Annotated in this window: 15 protein-coding genes; 8 read left to right on the top strand and 7 right to left on the bottom strand. The window is 48.7% G+C overall.

Going from position 1 to position 15,886, the window contains the following annotated elements:
- The first annotated feature begins 41 nt into the window (after positions 1 to 41).
- On the top strand, positions 42 to 3,041 hold the full coding sequence (locus AC55FS_RS18730) for a ricin-type beta-trefoil lectin domain protein (protein WP_496933820.1): 3,000 nt from the start codon (positions 42 to 44) through the stop codon (positions 3,039 to 3,041).
- A gap of 39 nt (positions 3,042 to 3,080) precedes the next feature.
- Here the strand turns inward: AC55FS_RS18730 and AC55FS_RS18725 are convergent, their stop codons facing one another.
- A complete protein-coding gene (locus tag AC55FS_RS18725; RefSeq protein WP_094059685.1) occupies positions 3,081 to 3,635 on the bottom strand; it encodes an XRE family transcriptional regulator in 555 nt (184 codons plus the stop codon).
- A 122-nt stretch (positions 3,636 to 3,757) separates the two neighbouring features.
- Between AC55FS_RS18725 and AC55FS_RS18720 the strand changes: the two genes are divergently transcribed.
- The gene (locus AC55FS_RS18720) at positions 3,758 to 4,483 is read left to right on the top strand and encodes an SDR family NAD(P)-dependent oxidoreductase (RefSeq protein ID WP_496933819.1); all 726 of its coding nucleotides are present in this window, start codon (positions 3,758 to 3,760) and stop codon (positions 4,481 to 4,483) included.
- A gap of 23 nt (positions 4,484 to 4,506) precedes the next feature.
- On the opposite strand, the gene AC55FS_RS18715 is transcribed toward AC55FS_RS18720, so the two are convergent.
- Complete coding sequence (locus AC55FS_RS18715) at positions 4,507 to 4,971, bottom strand: hypothetical protein (RefSeq protein ID WP_496933818.1); 465 nt, start codon at positions 4,969 to 4,971, stop codon at positions 4,507 to 4,509.
- Positions 4,943 to 5,842: an alpha/beta fold hydrolase gene (locus AC55FS_RS18710; RefSeq protein WP_496933817.1), complete on the bottom strand. Its 900-nt coding sequence runs from the start codon at positions 5,840 to 5,842 to the stop codon at positions 4,943 to 4,945. Before AC55FS_RS18710 ends, AC55FS_RS18715 begins: the two co-directional genes overlap by 29 nt.
- Positions 5,843 to 5,997: 155 nt before the next feature.
- Here AC55FS_RS18710 and AC55FS_RS18705 point away from each other — a divergent pair, with 155 nt between their 5' ends.
- The 6 genes from AC55FS_RS18705 to AC55FS_RS18680 all read left to right on the top strand — a co-directional run bounded on the left by AC55FS_RS18705 (position 5,998) and on the right by AC55FS_RS18680 (position 10,823).
- On the top strand, positions 5,998 to 6,951 hold the full coding sequence (locus tag AC55FS_RS18705; RefSeq protein ID WP_496933816.1) for an SPFH domain-containing protein: 954 nt from the start codon (positions 5,998 to 6,000) through the stop codon (positions 6,949 to 6,951).
- The gene (locus AC55FS_RS18700; protein WP_496933815.1) at positions 6,948 to 7,409 is read left to right on the top strand and encodes an NfeD family protein; all 462 of its coding nucleotides are present in this window, start codon (positions 6,948 to 6,950) and stop codon (positions 7,407 to 7,409) included. The genes AC55FS_RS18705 and AC55FS_RS18700 overlap by 4 nt, the downstream gene beginning before the upstream one ends.
- Positions 7,406 to 7,852, top strand: a complete 447-nt coding sequence (locus AC55FS_RS18695) for a YqaA family protein (protein ID WP_496933814.1) — start codon at positions 7,406 to 7,408, stop codon at positions 7,850 to 7,852. Before AC55FS_RS18700 ends, AC55FS_RS18695 begins: the two co-directional genes overlap by 4 nt.
- Complete coding sequence (locus tag AC55FS_RS18690; RefSeq protein ID WP_496933813.1) at positions 7,849 to 8,775, top strand: RluA family pseudouridine synthase; 927 nt, start codon at positions 7,849 to 7,851, stop codon at positions 8,773 to 8,775. The genes AC55FS_RS18695 and AC55FS_RS18690 overlap by 4 nt, the downstream gene beginning before the upstream one ends.
- A 63-nt stretch (positions 8,776 to 8,838) precedes the next feature.
- Complete coding sequence (locus AC55FS_RS18685; protein WP_496933812.1) at positions 8,839 to 9,921, top strand: hypothetical protein; 1,083 nt, start codon at positions 8,839 to 8,841, stop codon at positions 9,919 to 9,921.
- Positions 9,922 to 10,532: 611 nt separating this feature from the next.
- The gene (locus tag AC55FS_RS18680) at positions 10,533 to 10,823 is read left to right on the top strand and encodes a hypothetical protein (protein WP_496933811.1); all 291 of its coding nucleotides are present in this window, start codon (positions 10,533 to 10,535) and stop codon (positions 10,821 to 10,823) included.
- Between the two features lie 59 nt (positions 10,824 to 10,882).
- Here the strand turns inward: AC55FS_RS18680 and dbpA are convergent, their stop codons facing one another.
- The 4 genes from dbpA to AC55FS_RS18660 form a co-directional block, all read right to left on the bottom strand.
- Positions 10,883 to 12,259 carry an ATP-dependent RNA helicase DbpA gene (dbpA, locus tag AC55FS_RS18675; protein ID WP_496933810.1) on the bottom strand — a complete coding sequence of 459 codons (1,377 nt, stop codon included), beginning with the start codon at positions 12,257 to 12,259 and terminating at the stop codon, positions 10,883 to 10,885.
- A 94-nt stretch (positions 12,260 to 12,353) separates the two neighbouring features.
- Entirely contained in the window at positions 12,354 to 13,202 is an 849-nt protein-coding gene (locus tag AC55FS_RS18670; RefSeq protein ID WP_496933809.1) for an SDR family NAD(P)-dependent oxidoreductase, read from the bottom strand.
- 115 nt (positions 13,203 to 13,317) lie between these two features.
- Complete coding sequence (locus tag AC55FS_RS18665) at positions 13,318 to 14,268, bottom strand: cupin domain-containing protein (RefSeq protein ID WP_496933808.1); 951 nt, start codon at positions 14,266 to 14,268, stop codon at positions 13,318 to 13,320.
- A 56-nt stretch (positions 14,269 to 14,324) separates the two neighbouring features.
- Positions 14,325 to 15,884 carry a PepSY-associated TM helix domain-containing protein gene (locus AC55FS_RS18660; protein WP_496933807.1) on the bottom strand — a complete coding sequence of 520 codons (1,560 nt, stop codon included), beginning with the start codon at positions 15,882 to 15,884 and terminating at the stop codon, positions 14,325 to 14,327.
- Positions 15,885 to 15,886 lie beyond the last annotated feature (2 nt).

Below are 15,886 nucleotides of genomic sequence, written 5' to 3'. Positions count from 1 at the left end.
AGTAATAACAACAATACAAAGCCGTCAGGCAAGGAACGATCATGATGATGCAATTTTCACGTCGCCGCTGGCTGGGGCTAGCGGCCTCGTTGCTGCTGGCTCAGCAAGCAGCGGCTTTCTCCCAGCCTCCCCCAGAAGAAGCGCCGGTAGACCAGCGCTTGGATGCCGAGCAGGCGGTGCACGAGTTGGCCCAGGGGTGTTATGCGATTCAATCGCCTACTAATGGCAAATTCATTAATCGCTACCATAAGGGCGGAGCCATTGATGATGGCTTAGGCTGGCAGGTCAAAGCCAACAGCCTGGAGCAGGCGACGAGCTTTTACTTTAAGCCTACCTCCTTCTTTCACTTTATGTTGACCGATAAAGATGGGCGTTATCTGGCAACGCATTTGCCCAATGAGATATCTGCCGGGCGCTACGCCGGTGAGTTTGCCGAATTTAAGCTGACAGCTCATCCACAGTCAGAGGGTGAATTTCTGTTTAGTATCTATGGACCTAAGTTATCTAAGGTCTTACGTCACAATTATGGTGGTACTGGTCACTATAAGGATGGTGGCCTGTATGTGATTGATATTCTTAACCCCACCAATAAAGACAGTGAAACGCAGTTTAAGCTGGTGGCAAAAAGTGACTGTCAGCCCTTTCCTGAGGCTCAGGTAAATGTTTCGGGTGACTCTGAGGCTCTCACAGGTGACGCTGGTTTGCCGGTACGCGGCAGCATAGACCCACACACCCATATTACCTCCTACGAGTTTATGGGCGGAAAGTTCTTGCATGGTGAGCCCTTCCATCGCTGGGGTATCGAAACCGCACTGCGCGACAGTAAAGAGATTCATGGGCCGAATGGATCACTCGATATTATTGGTAACCTGATGGGTTATGACGATGTGAATCATAGATATGACACTCGGGGTTGGCCGGATTTTCCGTTTTGGCCTAATCGGGCACAAGTGTCGCATATGCAGTACTACTACAAGTGGATCGAGCGTGCTCATCGTGGCGGTGTGCGCATGATGGTCACGCACTTGGTAGAAAATGAAGTACTGTGTAATGTGCAAAAAACCGTGAATCCTGCCAGTTGGATCAACCCCAATAACTGCAACACCATGGCCAGTATTCACTTACAAATTCGCCGTTTACGGGAGATGCAGGATTACATCGACGCTCAACAGGGCGGACCTGGTAAGGGCTTTTTCCGTTTGGTGACGTCCCCTTCCCAAGCGAGAGAGGTTATTGCCGATGGCAAGATGGCCGTTCTCATGGGCATAGAAGCATCCGAACTGTTTAACTGTGGTTTAAAAGATAGCTGCAGCAAGGAGAGCATCGAGCGTCAGTTGATGGAAGTCTACGATGCCGGCGTGCGAGTGTTATATCCGATTCATCGTTTTGATAATCAGCTGGGTGGTTCAAGCCAGGAAGATGGTTTTATTAACGTTGGTCAATGGTTGTCGAGTGGTCGTTTTTTTGAAACCGAAGAGTGCGATGCCGAAACCCGCGGCGAGCCTTTTACCAGTGGTTTCCCATTGCTTAGCGATGTCCCTGTGATTGGTGATATTTTAAAAAGCATTGGCCTCAGTCCAGAATATGACGAAAGTCGTTTGCATTGTAACCGCCATGGCTTAACGCCATTAGGTGCCTATTTGGTTGAGCGTATGATGGATATGGGCATGATTATCGAGCTGGATCACACCTCGACACACAGTGGCCGTGCCATTATGGATTTGATCGAAGCGCGTCATTATTCCGGTGTTATTTCTGGCCATAGCCACCTCAGTCGCAAGCCAGATGGCTCGGCCCATGAGTTGCACTATCGAATTGCCCGAGCAGGAGGTATGTTAGCGCCTTACAATAGCGCGTCGTCCAATCTGGAATGGAGTATTGGTGAATTTGTCGATATTTTATCAGCCACGGAGTATCTGGTTGGTGTGCCATTTTCTACCGATATGGGCGGCATTGGCTCTCAAGCGCGTCCTCGCGATGATGTCGACAGTAAACCGTTGATTTATCCTTTTGTGACCGAATTTGGCCAGACCGTTGATAAGCAGCAAACTGGTAATCGTGTATTTGATATTAATCAAGATGGCCTCGCTCACTTTGGCTTAGTTGCAGACCACATCCAGGATATTCGAGAAAATACCAGTACTCGAATTTATGAGGCGGTTATGACGTCGGCCGAGGCGTATTTGCAAATGTGGGAAAGAGCAATGGCTAATGATTCGCCTAAATATGCAGGCGCAGCGGGTACCTATGTGTCTATTGTTGATCGTCGTTCAGGACGTTGCATGGATATTCCTGGCAACGACGATAATCTAAACAATGGTGTCAATGTTCAGCTGTGGGATTGTCAGCTCACCTCACAGGATCAGAAATGGCGCTATGATAAAGCCACCGGTATGTTGCGTAATAAAGCCAATCCACAAAAATGCTTGGATAATCGTGGTCAGGCCCATGATAACGGTGAAATTGTTATCTGGGATTGTATCGATTCCGATAATTTGCGCTGGGATTATCAGGGCAACAAGTTATCGAGTCGCCATAGTAACAGTATTGTTGCCGATGCCTACGGCACAGGTAATGGGGCCAACGTAGGCCAGTGGAACTATCACGGTGGTAGCAATCAGCAATGGGAGCTGAGAGTGACTGAACCACGCAATGCCTGGGTTCAGTATCGAAGTGAATCCAGCGGCCAATGCATTACCGCTCAAGGTGACCATGTCGCCGCCGCCGTCTCCATGGCTGTGTGTGGCGATAGTGATGCACAATTTTGGCGCTATGATACCGGCACAGGGTTGTTGCTGAACGCTCAGAATGGCGGCTTGTGCCTAGCCATACCAGACGGCATGATTTACAACCATACCGCGTTGCAGCTGGAGACTTGTGATGCCAATGCCGAGCATCAGCAGTTTAATTTTGCTGGCAATATGCTTAGGGCAAAACTGGATGCTGATCAGGTGCTGGATGTTGCCGGTGATGGCAATCAGCTGATTATGTATGCTGCTCACGGTAAGGCTAACCAACGTTGGCATGGTACCTTGCATTAGCAACTAAATTAAACCGAGGGAGAATGAACAGCTTGCTGTTTATCCTCCTTCTTCGTTAACCCAGAAGATCCCCTCTGCCAAGACGCCTTGGCGACACTCGAAGCGATGTGGTCTTGACGCATCAAATGGCAGTAACTGTCCCGCCTGTAGCTGTACAGATTCGGCCGCTAAATACAGCGTCAAAACCCCTTTTTGCAACCATAGGTATTTGCGCCGTCCAGAGCTGTTGGCTGCAAAAGTGGTCTTTCCATAACGACGAAAGCAAAATTGATAACACTCGGGCACACCGCCAGGGCCTTGGTAAAGCCTATGACATGCCATGGTACTGCTTGCACTGCTGACTAAATTTTCGTCGTTGGCTTGATAAATGTTTAATGGCAAACCCTGGCGCGGTGGTGTGACCAGATCGCCAATGCGAATATTCATAGCCTCAGCCAGCTTGGCCAAAGTATTGAGTGTCGGGCTGGTTTGGTTGCTTTCAATGTGTGCAATCATGGAGCGGCTAACGCCAGATCGATTGGCAAGGGATTGCAAGCTTTCTTTATTAGCTTGGCGATAGCTGCGAATCAATGCGCCCAAGTAATCGAATGACATGCATGTCCAATATATTGGAAAAATTCGAATATATCGACCTGCTACTCAGACTGCAAGCTTACCATGACGGAACTTAATGGGTATCAACAGTTCTAGGAGAATTTCAAATGAGCACTCCCGTAATGGCGATAACTGGCGGAAACTCAGGTATTGGAAAAGCAACGGTTGCTTTGTATCTGGCGCGCGGTTATCGAGTGGCAGTATTGGCACGAACGCAAGGGCAACTATCAGCTCTGCTCACCCAATACCCGGAGCAACTGATGCTGCATCTTGGTGATGTTTCTGTAATACAGGATGTGATCGATTTTTATCAGTGCTGCCAGCAACGTTGGGGTGGTATCGATGTCGTGATTGCTAATGCTGGCATTGCTAAGCCGGAAATGCTGGCAGATGTCACTAGTGATAGTTTTTCCGAGAGTTTCGATATTAATGTTAAAGGGGTATTTTTTACGGTGCAACAGGCTCTTGACAGATTAAATCCAGCTGCTTCGATTATCTTAGTCTCTTCTATTCAAGCACAGAAAGGTGCGGGAGTATGGTCTGTCTATGGAGCCAGCAAGGCGGCGGTTCGTTCTTTGGCTCGCTCCTTTGCTCAAGAGTTGGGGCCGAGAGGTATTCGCGTCAATGTGTTATCGCCTGGTGTTACAGAAACGCCTATCTTGCACAAGTTTGGTTTTGAATCTGACCAGCTGAAGACAGTATTGGATAACGTTAAAGTAAACACCCCTTTGCAGCGGCTTGGACAGGCAGAAGAAATAGCGCAATCGATTTTCTTCTTAAGTTCTGACGCTGCCTCATTTGTTCATGGCGCCGATTTACAAGTAGATGGTGGTTTAGCGCAGATTTAGTTCATGTCTGACTGTATATCGTCTCACCAGGATCTACGGATATCCCTGATGTATTCTGTATCTGGATTATCCTCATCCTGGTACAGATAACCATGATCTCTTAAGATACCTTGTTTAATTAATTCATCCACTAGGGAGTCAGTTTTGTCTGAAAACTGACATAACTCCTCTTGACTCCCGGTGGCAAATGGCCAGTAATTATCATGGTCAGAGATGAACTGGATCTGATCACCTTGGTTGCTCAACAGATACCAGGTAACCATGGCCGGCTGTGCGTCATTGCCGGCCAGTTCTCTTTTTTTGGCACCATTTAGATGTGTAAAGGATATTAGCTCCTTCTTCGTTTGATTGACGAGAATATACTCAGTTCCCATGGCGGTCCTATCTCTTAATTGCGGTTGGCTGGAGCTGGTAAAGATGTTGTTTTTATAAATGTCGGATGTCAATTGGCCTATGCGGCTAACACAGCAGAAACGTTCGCGCGTCATCAGCGCTTTGTTTTGGTATTTCTTCCATTGGTAAGTGTCCGCAATTGGCATAGCGTATGTGTTTGGCATCGGTCAAAAACTGCTGAAATTTCTCCACATGGCTGATGGGAATCCACTGGTCTTGCTCGCCCCACATAATCAGAACCGGTGCAGAAACCTGCTTGAGTGCTTGTTTGTTGAATCCACCATGATTACGAATAAAAGCCAGTACTCTGGCAGCAGCGCTGCGATTACCTGAACGCATCAGTAGATCAAAATATCGATGGGCAACGGCTGGTTGTAAACGCTCTGGCTTGGCATAGGTGCTGCGGACTATGGCGCTGACCATCATGCGAGGTAACGACATATGGGAACTGAGCCAGCCCATTAGTGGCAGCCCCATCAGTATCAGGATGGGTGGTGGTACAAAAAAGAACCCGGCACTGTCCAACAAAATTACTTTATCGACTCGCTCAGGAAAACGCCCCGCGAATTCCCAGGCCATCCAGCCGCCTAGAGAATTGCCCGCTAGGTGGCAATGCTCAATTCCTAGGGTTGTGAGGAACTGGTCAATAAAGTCACTATAGAGCTGTGCTCGCATGCCTTGTGGGTGGGGGCCAGTGAGGCCAAAATTGGGGCAGTCGATGCTGATAACACGAAAATCGTTTTGTAACTGGTCTGTCCAGCCTTCCCAGGTATGACACGAGGCAAATATGCCGTGCAGGCATAGTAATACCGGCCCATTGCCAACATCACGATAATGCACCTGCATGCCTTGTAGCTCGACATAGCGGGATTCAGGATACTCATGGCGCTGACGCAGTGTGTCCAGAGGTATGGCTCCAGGTTCCTGCCAAAAGTCTGCCCATTGATGCCATAGGCCTTGCCACATAAGCGTCGTCCTCGCTAATCAGAGTTTAGTACTGCAGACGTTAGCACGATAGGTGTCGGTGAAAAGGTAGGATTCCGCCAAAGCTTGCATGCTAAACTCGGCCCGAGCAAGGCTGTGGTGGCCAAGCAATCACAAGCAATCAGGAAGCAATCAATATGGAAACCCTGCTGAATATCATCTTCTCCGTAGAGCTGGCTGCGCTGGTTCTGGTCGTGATTTTCCTCAAGTCCAGTATCAAGTTTGTACCTCAAAATCGTGCTTGGTTGGTAGAGCGCTTTGGTAAATATCAATCAACCAAAGAAGCGGGTATCAACTTTATTATTCCTTTCATTGACCGTATTTCAGCAGATCGCAGTTTGAAAGAGCAAGCGGTTGACGTGCCCAGCCAGTCTGCCATTACCCGTGATAACATTACCCTATCAGTGGATGGCGTGTTGTACTTCCGGGTGCTTGATCCCTACAAAGCCACCTACGGCGTCGATGACTACGTGTTTGCGGTGACTCAACTGGCGCAAACCACCATGCGCTCAGAGCTGGGTAAAATGGAACTGGATAAAACCTTCGAAGAACGCAACCAGCTCAATGCCTCAATTGTTAGCTCCATTAATGAAGCAGCAGAACCTTGGGGAATTCAGGTACTGCGCTATGAAATTAAAGACATTGTACCGCCCAAATCGGTGATGGACGCGATGGAAGCGCAAATGAAAGCTGAGCGAGTAAAGCGTGCCCAAATTCTGGAATCAGAAGGTGATCGCCAGGCCGCAATTAACGTCGCCGAAGGTAAGAAACAGGCTCAGGTATTGGCAGCTGAAGCCGAGCGTGCTGAGCAGGTACTGCGCGCTCAAGGTGAAGCGAAGGCCATTTTGGAAGTGGCAGAAGCTCAAGCAGAAGCTCTACGTAAAGTCGGTGCTGCTGCCGATACTCAGGAAGGTCAGAAAGCGATTCAGTTGGACCTGGCAACTAAGGCAATTGAAGCCAAAGCGGCCATTGCACGTGAGTCATCTGTGGTGTTGTTACCAGAGCAAAGCAATGATGCCAGCGGTATTGTGGCCAGTGCCATGACCATAGTAAACCGTATTAATCAGCAGCAGCGTGGTGATGGCCTATGACGGACTGGTTCGTGCAACACTTACCACAAGGCTTGATGGTATTAGGCCTCTTAGCACTAATAGTTGAAGTTGTGGTGTTAGGGTTTGCAACCTTCATCCTGTTGTTTATCGGTATCTCATTACTCATTACCGGTTTTTTAATGCAGATGAGCATACTGCCTGTTGATCTGGTAACGGCGCTTTGGAGTAATGCCCTGCTGACATCAATATTGGCGGTAGTATTATGGAAACCCTTTAAGCGCCTGCAGAATAAAACTGATGATAGGCAAGTCAAAAATGATTTTGCCGAGCAAACATTTGTCGTTGAGCACGACATTGATGCCAGTGGTCATACGACGCATCGCTATTCGGGCGTTGAATGGAAACTTAAAAGTCTTAAGCCCATTGCAGCCGGTACTTTGGTAAAGGTCGTGCGTAGCGAGGTCGGCGTATTGTGGGTGGAAGCCAGCGATTCGTGACCGCCATTGAATGGCTGCCCCAGCTAACGGACAGTCTGGGGTGGCTCTTTGCATTATCCTTTCTTGCTGCCACCTTATTGCCTTTAGGGTCTGAATGGCTATTGGTTACTATGTTGGCCAAGGGAGACTCAGCGTTTTCTTTATGGTGTGTTGCGACGGTGGGAAATGGCCTTGGCAGTGTTGTCAACCTATTATTGGGTGGCTGGTTGGCGCAGCACTTTCTACACAACTTTGACAAGCCTGCATGGCAGCGAGCACAACAATGGTTTCGACGTTTTGGCATTTGGAGTCTGCTGTTAGCCTGGGTACCCGTGGTTGGTGATCCTCTTACCTTTATTGCCGGTATCTTCCGAGTTAAGACCAGTGTTGGGATTGCTTTAATTTTTATTGGCAAAGCCTTGCGTTATGCACTGCTGATAGCGGGTTACCAAGTCATCACATGAAAATAGATTTTTCAGTATTTGCCAATGCGAACTTGGCTGAGTTTATGTCTGTGCGGTTGCCGCGCAGCAGTGATGCGTTAGTCGATGTTATTAAACAGCAGCGACTTTGGCGAAACGGTGAGCTAGTAGAGGATGCTCAGCTGCAACTACAGGCTGGGGATTGTATTGAGTTAGGCTTGTTAGGTCATCAGGAACTTTCGGTGGATTGTCAGTGGCAATTGATATGGCAAAACGACGAATTTATGGTGGTTAATAAGCCCGCTGGCCTGCCTGTTAGTCGTACCACTCGAAACTTGTTTCACACGCTTATTTCATTGGTTCGCCGTCAAACCCCATATTTTGACGCGCACTTGATGCATCGACTGGATGCAGAAACCTGTGGTTTGATACTGCTGGCCAAGAACAGTCATGTTGACAAAAAATGGAAGAAGAAGGCTGACCGTCTGCTAGCCGAAAAGGAATACCTTGCTTGGGTGTGGGGAACACCTGATTGGCAGCAATATGATATGCAATGTGATGTCAGTGAGCGACTAGACAGTGCTATTCGCAGCCAGATGTATGTGTGCAATGATCAAATCGAATTCTATAAAAAGCCACAATACAGTCGTACTGTGTTTACGCTGGTGCGATCTGAAGGCGATAGAAGTCTGATTCGTTGCCGGTTGTATACTGGTCGTAAGCATCAAATTCGTTGTCATTTGGCGCATCTTGGACATCCTATTGTCGGGGATAAAATTTACTCCTTTGATGGTCATTTTTATCTAAAGCGATTGCAGCACGAATTGTTAGATGAAGACTATCGTAATCTTGGTTCTGAATATCAGCAGCTTCAGTCGGTTAAACTACGACTAAAAATGTATGGAAAAGAGGTCGAGGTCTTGATGGATGATGATGCGTTTCTTGACATAATTTATCCCGTTTGACAGTTGAGTTTCATCTTTTTCGATGCTTAAATTTTCTAACATTTTTAAATGAAGGTGAAAAGGATGACCTATTTACATAGCCTGCGAGTCGCTGTTGCTGGGTTACTGTTTTCTTCTGTGCTGGGAAGCACTGCACAAGCTATCGAAAATGATGAAAGTTCCGATTTATTTGAGTATCCAATGACTGGGTCTAGCTGGGGTGAAAGACTTAATCCTAATGATATATTTCCTGAGAACGGATACGTAGGATACTTCTTTAATACTGAAAACCCTGAGTTATTGATTCATACGGAGAAGACCAAAGCGCTCGGCATTACTTATTCTTGGAGTGAATACCATAATATCAAGTCGGAAGACTTTGGCGCATACTGGGCTGGTAGTTTTGTAATGCCGGAAGCCGGACAAAAGGTGATCACGGCTAGTCTAAGCTGGGCCGAGATACGCATCATTGTCGATGACCACTTAGTTTATGAAGGTGATAGTAATACTGAAATTAATCTTCAGCTAGATGAAGGGCGTCATACGATTGAAGTGGAGTATGCAAATAACTGGCATAATACTGATGTTATGGTGCGTGTACTTGATTCTGTACAGCCGTTATCTGGTAGCCAGGTACAGACAGAACTAGAGGACCTTTCCAAGCCTTACCAGGTATTTTATGCTGGCGTATATGAAAGTGACGCTCAAGATGGTGTCGTTCAATTGGATCTGCTTCCTTCGCAGCAACCAATGGTACTCTTCTTGGACTCCCACAATCCAGTCCAATGGCACATCAACAACCCAAATGAGAATGTAATTGCGGCTGTCGTGTATTCCTCTTACAAACCAGGAGCTATCGTGACTGGAGACTTGGCGGAAGACACTCGTTCAATGATGCTATCTGGTTATTTCGGTGCCTATGGCTTGGTGGAGCAATGCTCGTGCTTGAACGGCCATTTTTACTGCAGCGGTAAAGATTTTGGCAGTACGCTTACTCAGCTGGAAAGTATCGCACAAAGCCAGTTGGTAGGCTTCTCTGGTAAGTATGGTGCGGGTTCACTACCTTTGCCTCAGGTGTTAATGAATGAAGAAACTCATCAAATGATGGAAGATCAGCGGCAGAAGAATACTCAGCTACAGCAGCAGTGTATGCAGGACGCTGACTAACATCTCAATATATTATTTAATTTGAGTAGCTGCCCAGAGCCAAGCTCTGGGTGGCATTTTTCTGAGGACTACCCCTATTTTGGACTCAGTGTTTCAGTTTGTTAGCAGTGCCAGGCATCAATGCAATGACCTCCTGCCTTCGCGTGAAACACACTCGATAAATTTTCAATCTGAGAGGCTGACTGTTGCTGATATGCTATGTCGACGGATTGAACATGGCTTTAATGTAAGCTGAGAAAATTCAGGATTTATAGTCATGTTTTCGTGATTAATATTATATTTATTAATTTAATAGATGCTAAATAAAAGTAGCGCCTATGCGCCGCTTTTAAAGAGTCCCAGTTGCTATATCATTCTCTACTGTGATTGCCTGTTGTCAGTGTCGGTAGGGGTTGCTGTAGCCAATACAATAGCTGCAGATTTGATCTCAAATGATGAAAGTATCTAGAAAACAACTGGGTAGTTTTAGTGCAGTGCTTCTGTTTGTCTTCTTGTCATGGTTTCTCGGCCATGTGTTTGACTACGATGAGGTCAGCCATCTCGATGAATATACATAACTGCTCGGCGAAAGGTTTACCCTAGTAGACAAAGTGGTCGCTGTTGGTGTGACGATGGACCAGATCTACCGGGGTGATGCGGATAGAATTTACCTAAAGGAATTCGGCAGTTCTGGACCTGAAGTGAGGTTTAGACAATCGATTGCTGATGGTGTGCTCGAGATCGTTGGCGTACATGAAGAAAAGTGGTTTATTGGTGCTGGTATTTACTATCGTGTCAAATACAAAGGTGCGCAAAATATTCCCGACCTACCCATTTATGTGCGTGTTCCTGGACCGATCAATTCAGACAATCTTGGCCTAGACGAAGCACTGTATCAGCGCATTAAGATAGCCGACTCGTAGAAAGGTATCAGGAATTCCATTTCCTGATTTCAGCAGCTATTTTTATTAGCCGCAGCACCTTATGCCTTGCGTACTTTAATACGCCGTCCTTTAATACGGTTTTCCTGCAGTTGCTTAAGTGCATCCTTGGCATGCTCGCGTTCAATGGCAACATAAGCGGTCCAATCGAGCACGTCGATTTTTCCGACCGCAGAACCTGGAACACTACCGTCTTTGGTTAGGGCGCCAAGAATATCGCCAGGGCGTAGCTTATCTTTGCGGCCGGCTGCTAAATTTAGCGTGACATAGGGCGGTGGTTCTATCTCTGGCATGGCTTGGCTGAGGTTTTCCAGCGCCTGTTCATCGGGTGCCAGACCTGTATGCTCGATGACCCGGTCGAGTACATATTGCTCATTATGAGCGACGATATTAATCGCTTGTCCACGTTTGCCAGCGCGGCCGGTACGGCCAATGCGGTGCACATACACTTCCGGGTCGCGTGGCAATTCGAAATTAATCACTGTGTCTAAGTCGTCGACGTCCAAGCCCCGTGCGGCGACATCGGTGGCGACCAAAAAGTGCACGCTGTGATGTTTAAAGCGGGTCAGCAAACGGTCGCGATCTTTTTGTTCTAAATCACCATGCAGTGCAACCGCACTGGTGCGCATTTCTTGCAGTGCTTGCGCCACGTCCATGGTGGCTTGTTTGGTATTGCAGAAAATGACTGCTTGGCGCACCGGATAATGTGCCAGAATGCCTTTTAATGCTGGCAGTTTTTGCGTCTTATCACAGCGAATGCTCAGCTGAGTAATGGTACTGAGGCTGTGCTGACCTTCGATACGCACCATCACAGGTTCATACTGAAAATCACGGCTCAACGCTTCAATATTGTCCGGGTAGGTCGCAGAAAACAGCAGTGTTTGTCGTTGCTCTGGGGTATGGGCAGCAATAAAGCGCATGTCTTCGCTAAAGCCCATGTCCAACATGCGATCGGCTTCGTCCAATACCAGGGTTTTGATTTGGTCTATCTCTAGGGTGCCTTTGCGCAAATGATCGCAAATACGCCCTGGCGTGCCGACAATAATATGAGCGCCATGGGCCAGTGAGCCAATTTGTGGGCCAATACTTTGGCCGCCACACAATAGCACCACTTTAATATTGGCCATGTAGCGCGCCAGCTTGCGAATTTCGTCGGCGACCTGGCCAGCCAGTTCTCGTGTTGGGCACAACACCAAGCCCTGTGCGCCAAAAAATCGCGGATTAATCTGCTGCAAAATACCCAAAGCAAAGGTAGCGGTTTTGCCACTGCCGGTTTTTGCTTGGGCCAAGACGTCTTTACCCGCCAATACCGCGGGTAAGGCCTGCTGCTGAATATCGGTCATCTGGTGATAACCCAACTGCGCCAGATTATCCAGTTGCTCAGGCGGCAGGTTAAGAGTGTTAAAGGCGTCAGACATGAACAGCAGGCTCGTATAAGAGAAAAGGCGCACAGTATACGCATCCCGGCGCCGGCCGGCGAACCCGCTGTCGCTTGCTGTCAGGAGAGACGGGTCAGGTGAGGCAGGCCAGAGCGGGCTGCCAGCCAAGCTGTTGCATGGCTTTTTCACTGCTGAATACCTGTTTCAGGCCATAGCCCTCAGCCCAACGACCATAGCGTTCACACCATTGGGCTATCGGCACAGGCTGGGCAGTGGCGGCTTGCAGCTTTTGTGTTAATTGTTGCGGTGAGGCCTTTGCAATGGCGCTAGCGATATATTCTTCACCCGGCTGGCCGCGTTCCAGTACCAAACGATAGAGCTGGGCCAGATCCTGACGCTCTACCAAGGACCAGCTGAGTTCTGGGGTATCGGGTACCGTGGCATGGCCGAGCTGTTGATATTCCCAGCGCAAAATATCGGGTAGCAGATCCTGTTCACGATTAACCACATTGCTAGGGCTGACGATGCGCACATCAATGCAAGGCTGGCTGCGTAAATATTCCATGCCATCAAGCATCCACTGAAAATCTATTGTTGAATGTTTTGCAGTGTTTTCGTTTATCACATCATCATGGCTGCCATAGGTCCAGCAACCTGCGGTGTACAGCAGGGTCAGTGGTTGTTGCCGGCCCTGTGCCTGCTGGGTTAAACATCGCAGAAAATGATGGTCGGTTTGGTCCATATCACTGGCAAAGGTACAGGCGGTGTGGATAACGGCCTCTACATCGTCGATCACCTTTATCCATTGCTCGGGGCGGGTTAGGCAGCCTGTAACAACCTGAACCTCCTGCTGTTGTAAGGTATGTGCACTGTTATTGCTGCGTGCTAAGCCCATCACCTGGTAGTCGTGGCGCAGTAGCTCAGCGCAAATAGCGCTGCCAATATTGCCGCTGGCGCCCGTCACCAATATGCGTTTTTTCATACCACTCCCCAAAGTTTTATGGCGATGAAAAAACTCTAAAGTACCTTGCGGTGCACACCAATGGCGTACACAGACAAGCGGATAAAATGTCGATGATGGCGGATTTTTCGTCTATTTAGCTGAGGCTCGTGCTGGCCAGCGGGCTACTGTCACGTAAGCGCTGACGATATTGTGCCGGTGTGCACTGATGGAATTGGCGAAAGTTGCGAATAAACACATCCACAGATGGAAAGCCGACGTTATGGGCCAGCTGCTTGATGGATAGTTGGCTGGAGACGAGCTGCTGAGCGGCAATAAAACAGCGCCATTGACGTAAAAAGGCCATGGCACTGGTGCCGGTAAGCTGCTTAAAACGCTCGGCAAAACTGGAACGTGATAAGGCTGCCACAGCTGCTAATTGCTCCAGCGTCCAGTCGTATTGATAGCGCTGCTGAATGGTCAGCATGACCTTAGCCAGACGTTCATCGTTAAAGGTATACATCCAGCCTGGCCAGCGCTGAGTTGGTTGGCTAAAGCGCAGCATTTCCAACAGTAATAACTGCGATAAATGCTCAATGGCCATGCTGTGGCCTGCTTGATGTTGGCTATTTTCCTCATACAGCCACAGTAGGATCTGCTGTAAACGGCTGTCAGAATTCACTTCTACTACAAATACTTCGGGTAAAAAGCCGATGTTGGCGTCCCGCCCCCAGTGGGTAAGGGGAGCAAAACTGAAAGCGCCGCACATCATCTGGCAATAGGCACCATTGCCACCAATGGTCATGGCTTCAATTTCATGCTGGTCTTTATTGGCAAATAAAAACTGCGCTGACTGACAACTGGCTTGCTGACTGCTGCGTATACGATGCTGATGGCCATAAGGCAATAACGCCAGTTGGCCGGGTTGCAGTTCGACGCTCTGCCCAGCTTGGGTATCGATTAGGCAGCGACCTGTGCGTAAATAGCTGAAAAAAGCTTGTTGCGATGCTTGCTCTTCGATGCCCCAGGGTTCGCGCAGTTGCACCTGAGCAAACACTTCACAGCGTGGTGTTAATTGCTGAATAAACTGGCTAAGAGGGTCTGGCATTTGATTACCTGTTGGCAGCGAGGCGCCGGCAAAGCGACGCCTCAGCATGCCAAAGGCTAAGACTGGGTGGCAAGTGTCTCTGAAGCTTGCTCTGGGGCTGGCTCATAGGATTGCTCTGAGCTGATTGCCGGCTGTGATGCACGCAGGCGTGCCACCATGGCAGCAGCAGCGGCTAGCATGGCGGCCAAGCTTAACAAAGCAATATGTACACCGACGGTCAACCAGGGGGCACTCCATAACCAGCGATCATTCATTAGGCCGTCGCCGAGCAAGGCGAGCAGCAGCAAGGCGCTGGCGCCATTTAATTGCAGTTGCAACTGGCGCTTCAGTGCTATTGGGCTAAAGGCAATTAATACGCTAGCCAGCCATACCAGCCAGAATATACCTTCTTCCCACATAGCCTGTTGCCCAATGCCTTGTAACCAAGGGCTGGCACACATTAGTGCTGCACAGGCGCTCACTAAGCCGGCGCAGACGCCTAAGGTGAGACGAGCCAACGGATGGGGCCTTGTTCGGGCTTGCTTGTGTGGTGCGTCGAGTTTGGCCAGCCAAATCATATTGCCGGTAACAATCATTATGCTGAGAGCCAAGGTCGACAGGGCATAAAAGGCCTTTAATGCCATATCGCCAAACATCACAAAATGCAGCGGTGTGACTGCGGCAAAAATACGCTGAAATGGACCACGCTCGGCAGCATCAGACTGATGCACCAGCTCACCGTCAGTGAGCTGCAAAGTAACATTTTGCAAATTACTGAGCTTGCTGTGATGGTTGCCAGAGAACTTCACCAAACCATTAGCATCGCCGTCGGCAGTCACATGGATAAAGTGCACGTCGAGTTCTGGTTGAACCGTCAGTGCCTGGCGTTGCAGTTCATCCAGGCTGAGGCGTGCTGCCGCGGTACCGCTGATTTGGGCTTGTGGGCCTACCACGGCAGCTACGGCTTTATCGACATCGCCTTCAAACTTGGCCACAGCTAATAGTGGCGACACTAAACCCAGCAAACCCAAAATGGTGCCGCTAAAGGCCAAGATAAAAGCAAAAGGTAAGGTCCACAGTCCCAGCAGTTTATGGTGGTCGGTGAGCAATAGGCGCCAACTGCGTTTAGGGCGCAACATCACAAACTCTTTGCGCCACTTAACGTGTATGAGTATGCCGGCAATGATGGATAACAGCATCGCCATACCCGCTAAGCCAACAAGATAGCGGCCAAAAGGACTGGGTAAATGCAGGTCGGTATGTAAGTGCTCTAACACATGGGCCATATCGGAGTGGCCAATATCAATGGCCTGATGACTGCTGGCATCGTAGTAGCGCACATCCGGCTCCTGGCCCTCTTCAAAATGAAACAACTGCACAAAACCGTGCTCCAATTCCGGCACGATAAAGTAATTGTTATAATCAAAACCGTCGTTTCTGGCTTGCTGCAGTATTGGATTGAGTTGCGCGTCATCGGTGGAATTTAGTTGGCTTAATGCCGGTGATTGCCACACCTCCAACTCATGGGCAAACATGGCGGGCAGGCCAGAGAAGGTCACCACAAACAATAAAATGCCACACCAAATGCCGATCCAGCTGTGGGTGTTGTACAGGGTTTTATGGGTTGCTTGTTGCATGC

The sequence above is a fragment of the Bacterioplanes sp. CLAM21 genome (genome assembly GCF_059641015.1).
The sequence above is the reverse complement of the archived record's forward strand: the minus strand, read 5'-3'. Positions and strand labels throughout refer to the sequence as shown.

Coding starts and splice junctions, on each gene's coding strand:
- AC55FS_RS18725 (WP_094059685.1), bottom strand. CDS start 3,635: ATGTCATTCGATTACTTGGGCGCATTGATTCGCAGCTATCGCCAAGCT.
- AC55FS_RS18720 (WP_496933819.1), top strand. CDS start 3,758: ATGGCGATAACTGGCGGAAACTCAGGTATTGGAAAAGCAACGGTTGCT.
- AC55FS_RS18685 (WP_496933812.1), top strand. CDS start 8,839: ATGACCTATTTACATAGCCTGCGAGTCGCTGTTGCTGGGTTACTGTTT.
- AC55FS_RS18665 (WP_496933808.1), bottom strand. CDS start 14,268: ATGCCAGACCCTCTTAGCCAGTTTATTCAGCAATTAACACCACGCTGT.
- AC55FS_RS18700 (WP_496933815.1), top strand. CDS start 6,948: ATGACGGACTGGTTCGTGCAACACTTACCACAAGGCTTGATGGTATTA.
- dbpA (WP_496933810.1), bottom strand. CDS start 12,259: ATGTCTGACGCCTTTAACACTCTTAACCTGCCGCCTGAGCAACTGGAT.
- AC55FS_RS18670 (WP_496933809.1), bottom strand. CDS start 13,202: ATGAAAAAACGCATATTGGTGACGGGCGCCAGCGGCAATATTGGCAGC.
- AC55FS_RS18705 (WP_496933816.1), top strand. CDS start 5,998: ATGGAAACCCTGCTGAATATCATCTTCTCCGTAGAGCTGGCTGCGCTG.
- AC55FS_RS18660 (WP_496933807.1), bottom strand. CDS start 15,884: ATGCAACAAGCAACCCATAAAACCCTGTACAACACCCACAGCTGGATC.
- AC55FS_RS18680 (WP_496933811.1), top strand. CDS start 10,533: ATGGACCAGATCTACCGGGGTGATGCGGATAGAATTTACCTAAAGGAA.
- AC55FS_RS18710 (WP_496933817.1), bottom strand. CDS start 5,842: ATGTGGCAAGGCCTATGGCATCAATGGGCAGACTTTTGGCAGGAACCT.
- AC55FS_RS18690 (WP_496933813.1), top strand. CDS start 7,849: ATGAAAATAGATTTTTCAGTATTTGCCAATGCGAACTTGGCTGAGTTT.
- AC55FS_RS18715 (WP_496933818.1), bottom strand. CDS start 4,971: ATGACGCGCGAACGTTTCTGCTGTGTTAGCCGCATAGGCCAATTGACA.
- AC55FS_RS18730 (WP_496933820.1), top strand. CDS start 42: ATGATGATGCAATTTTCACGTCGCCGCTGGCTGGGGCTAGCGGCCTCG.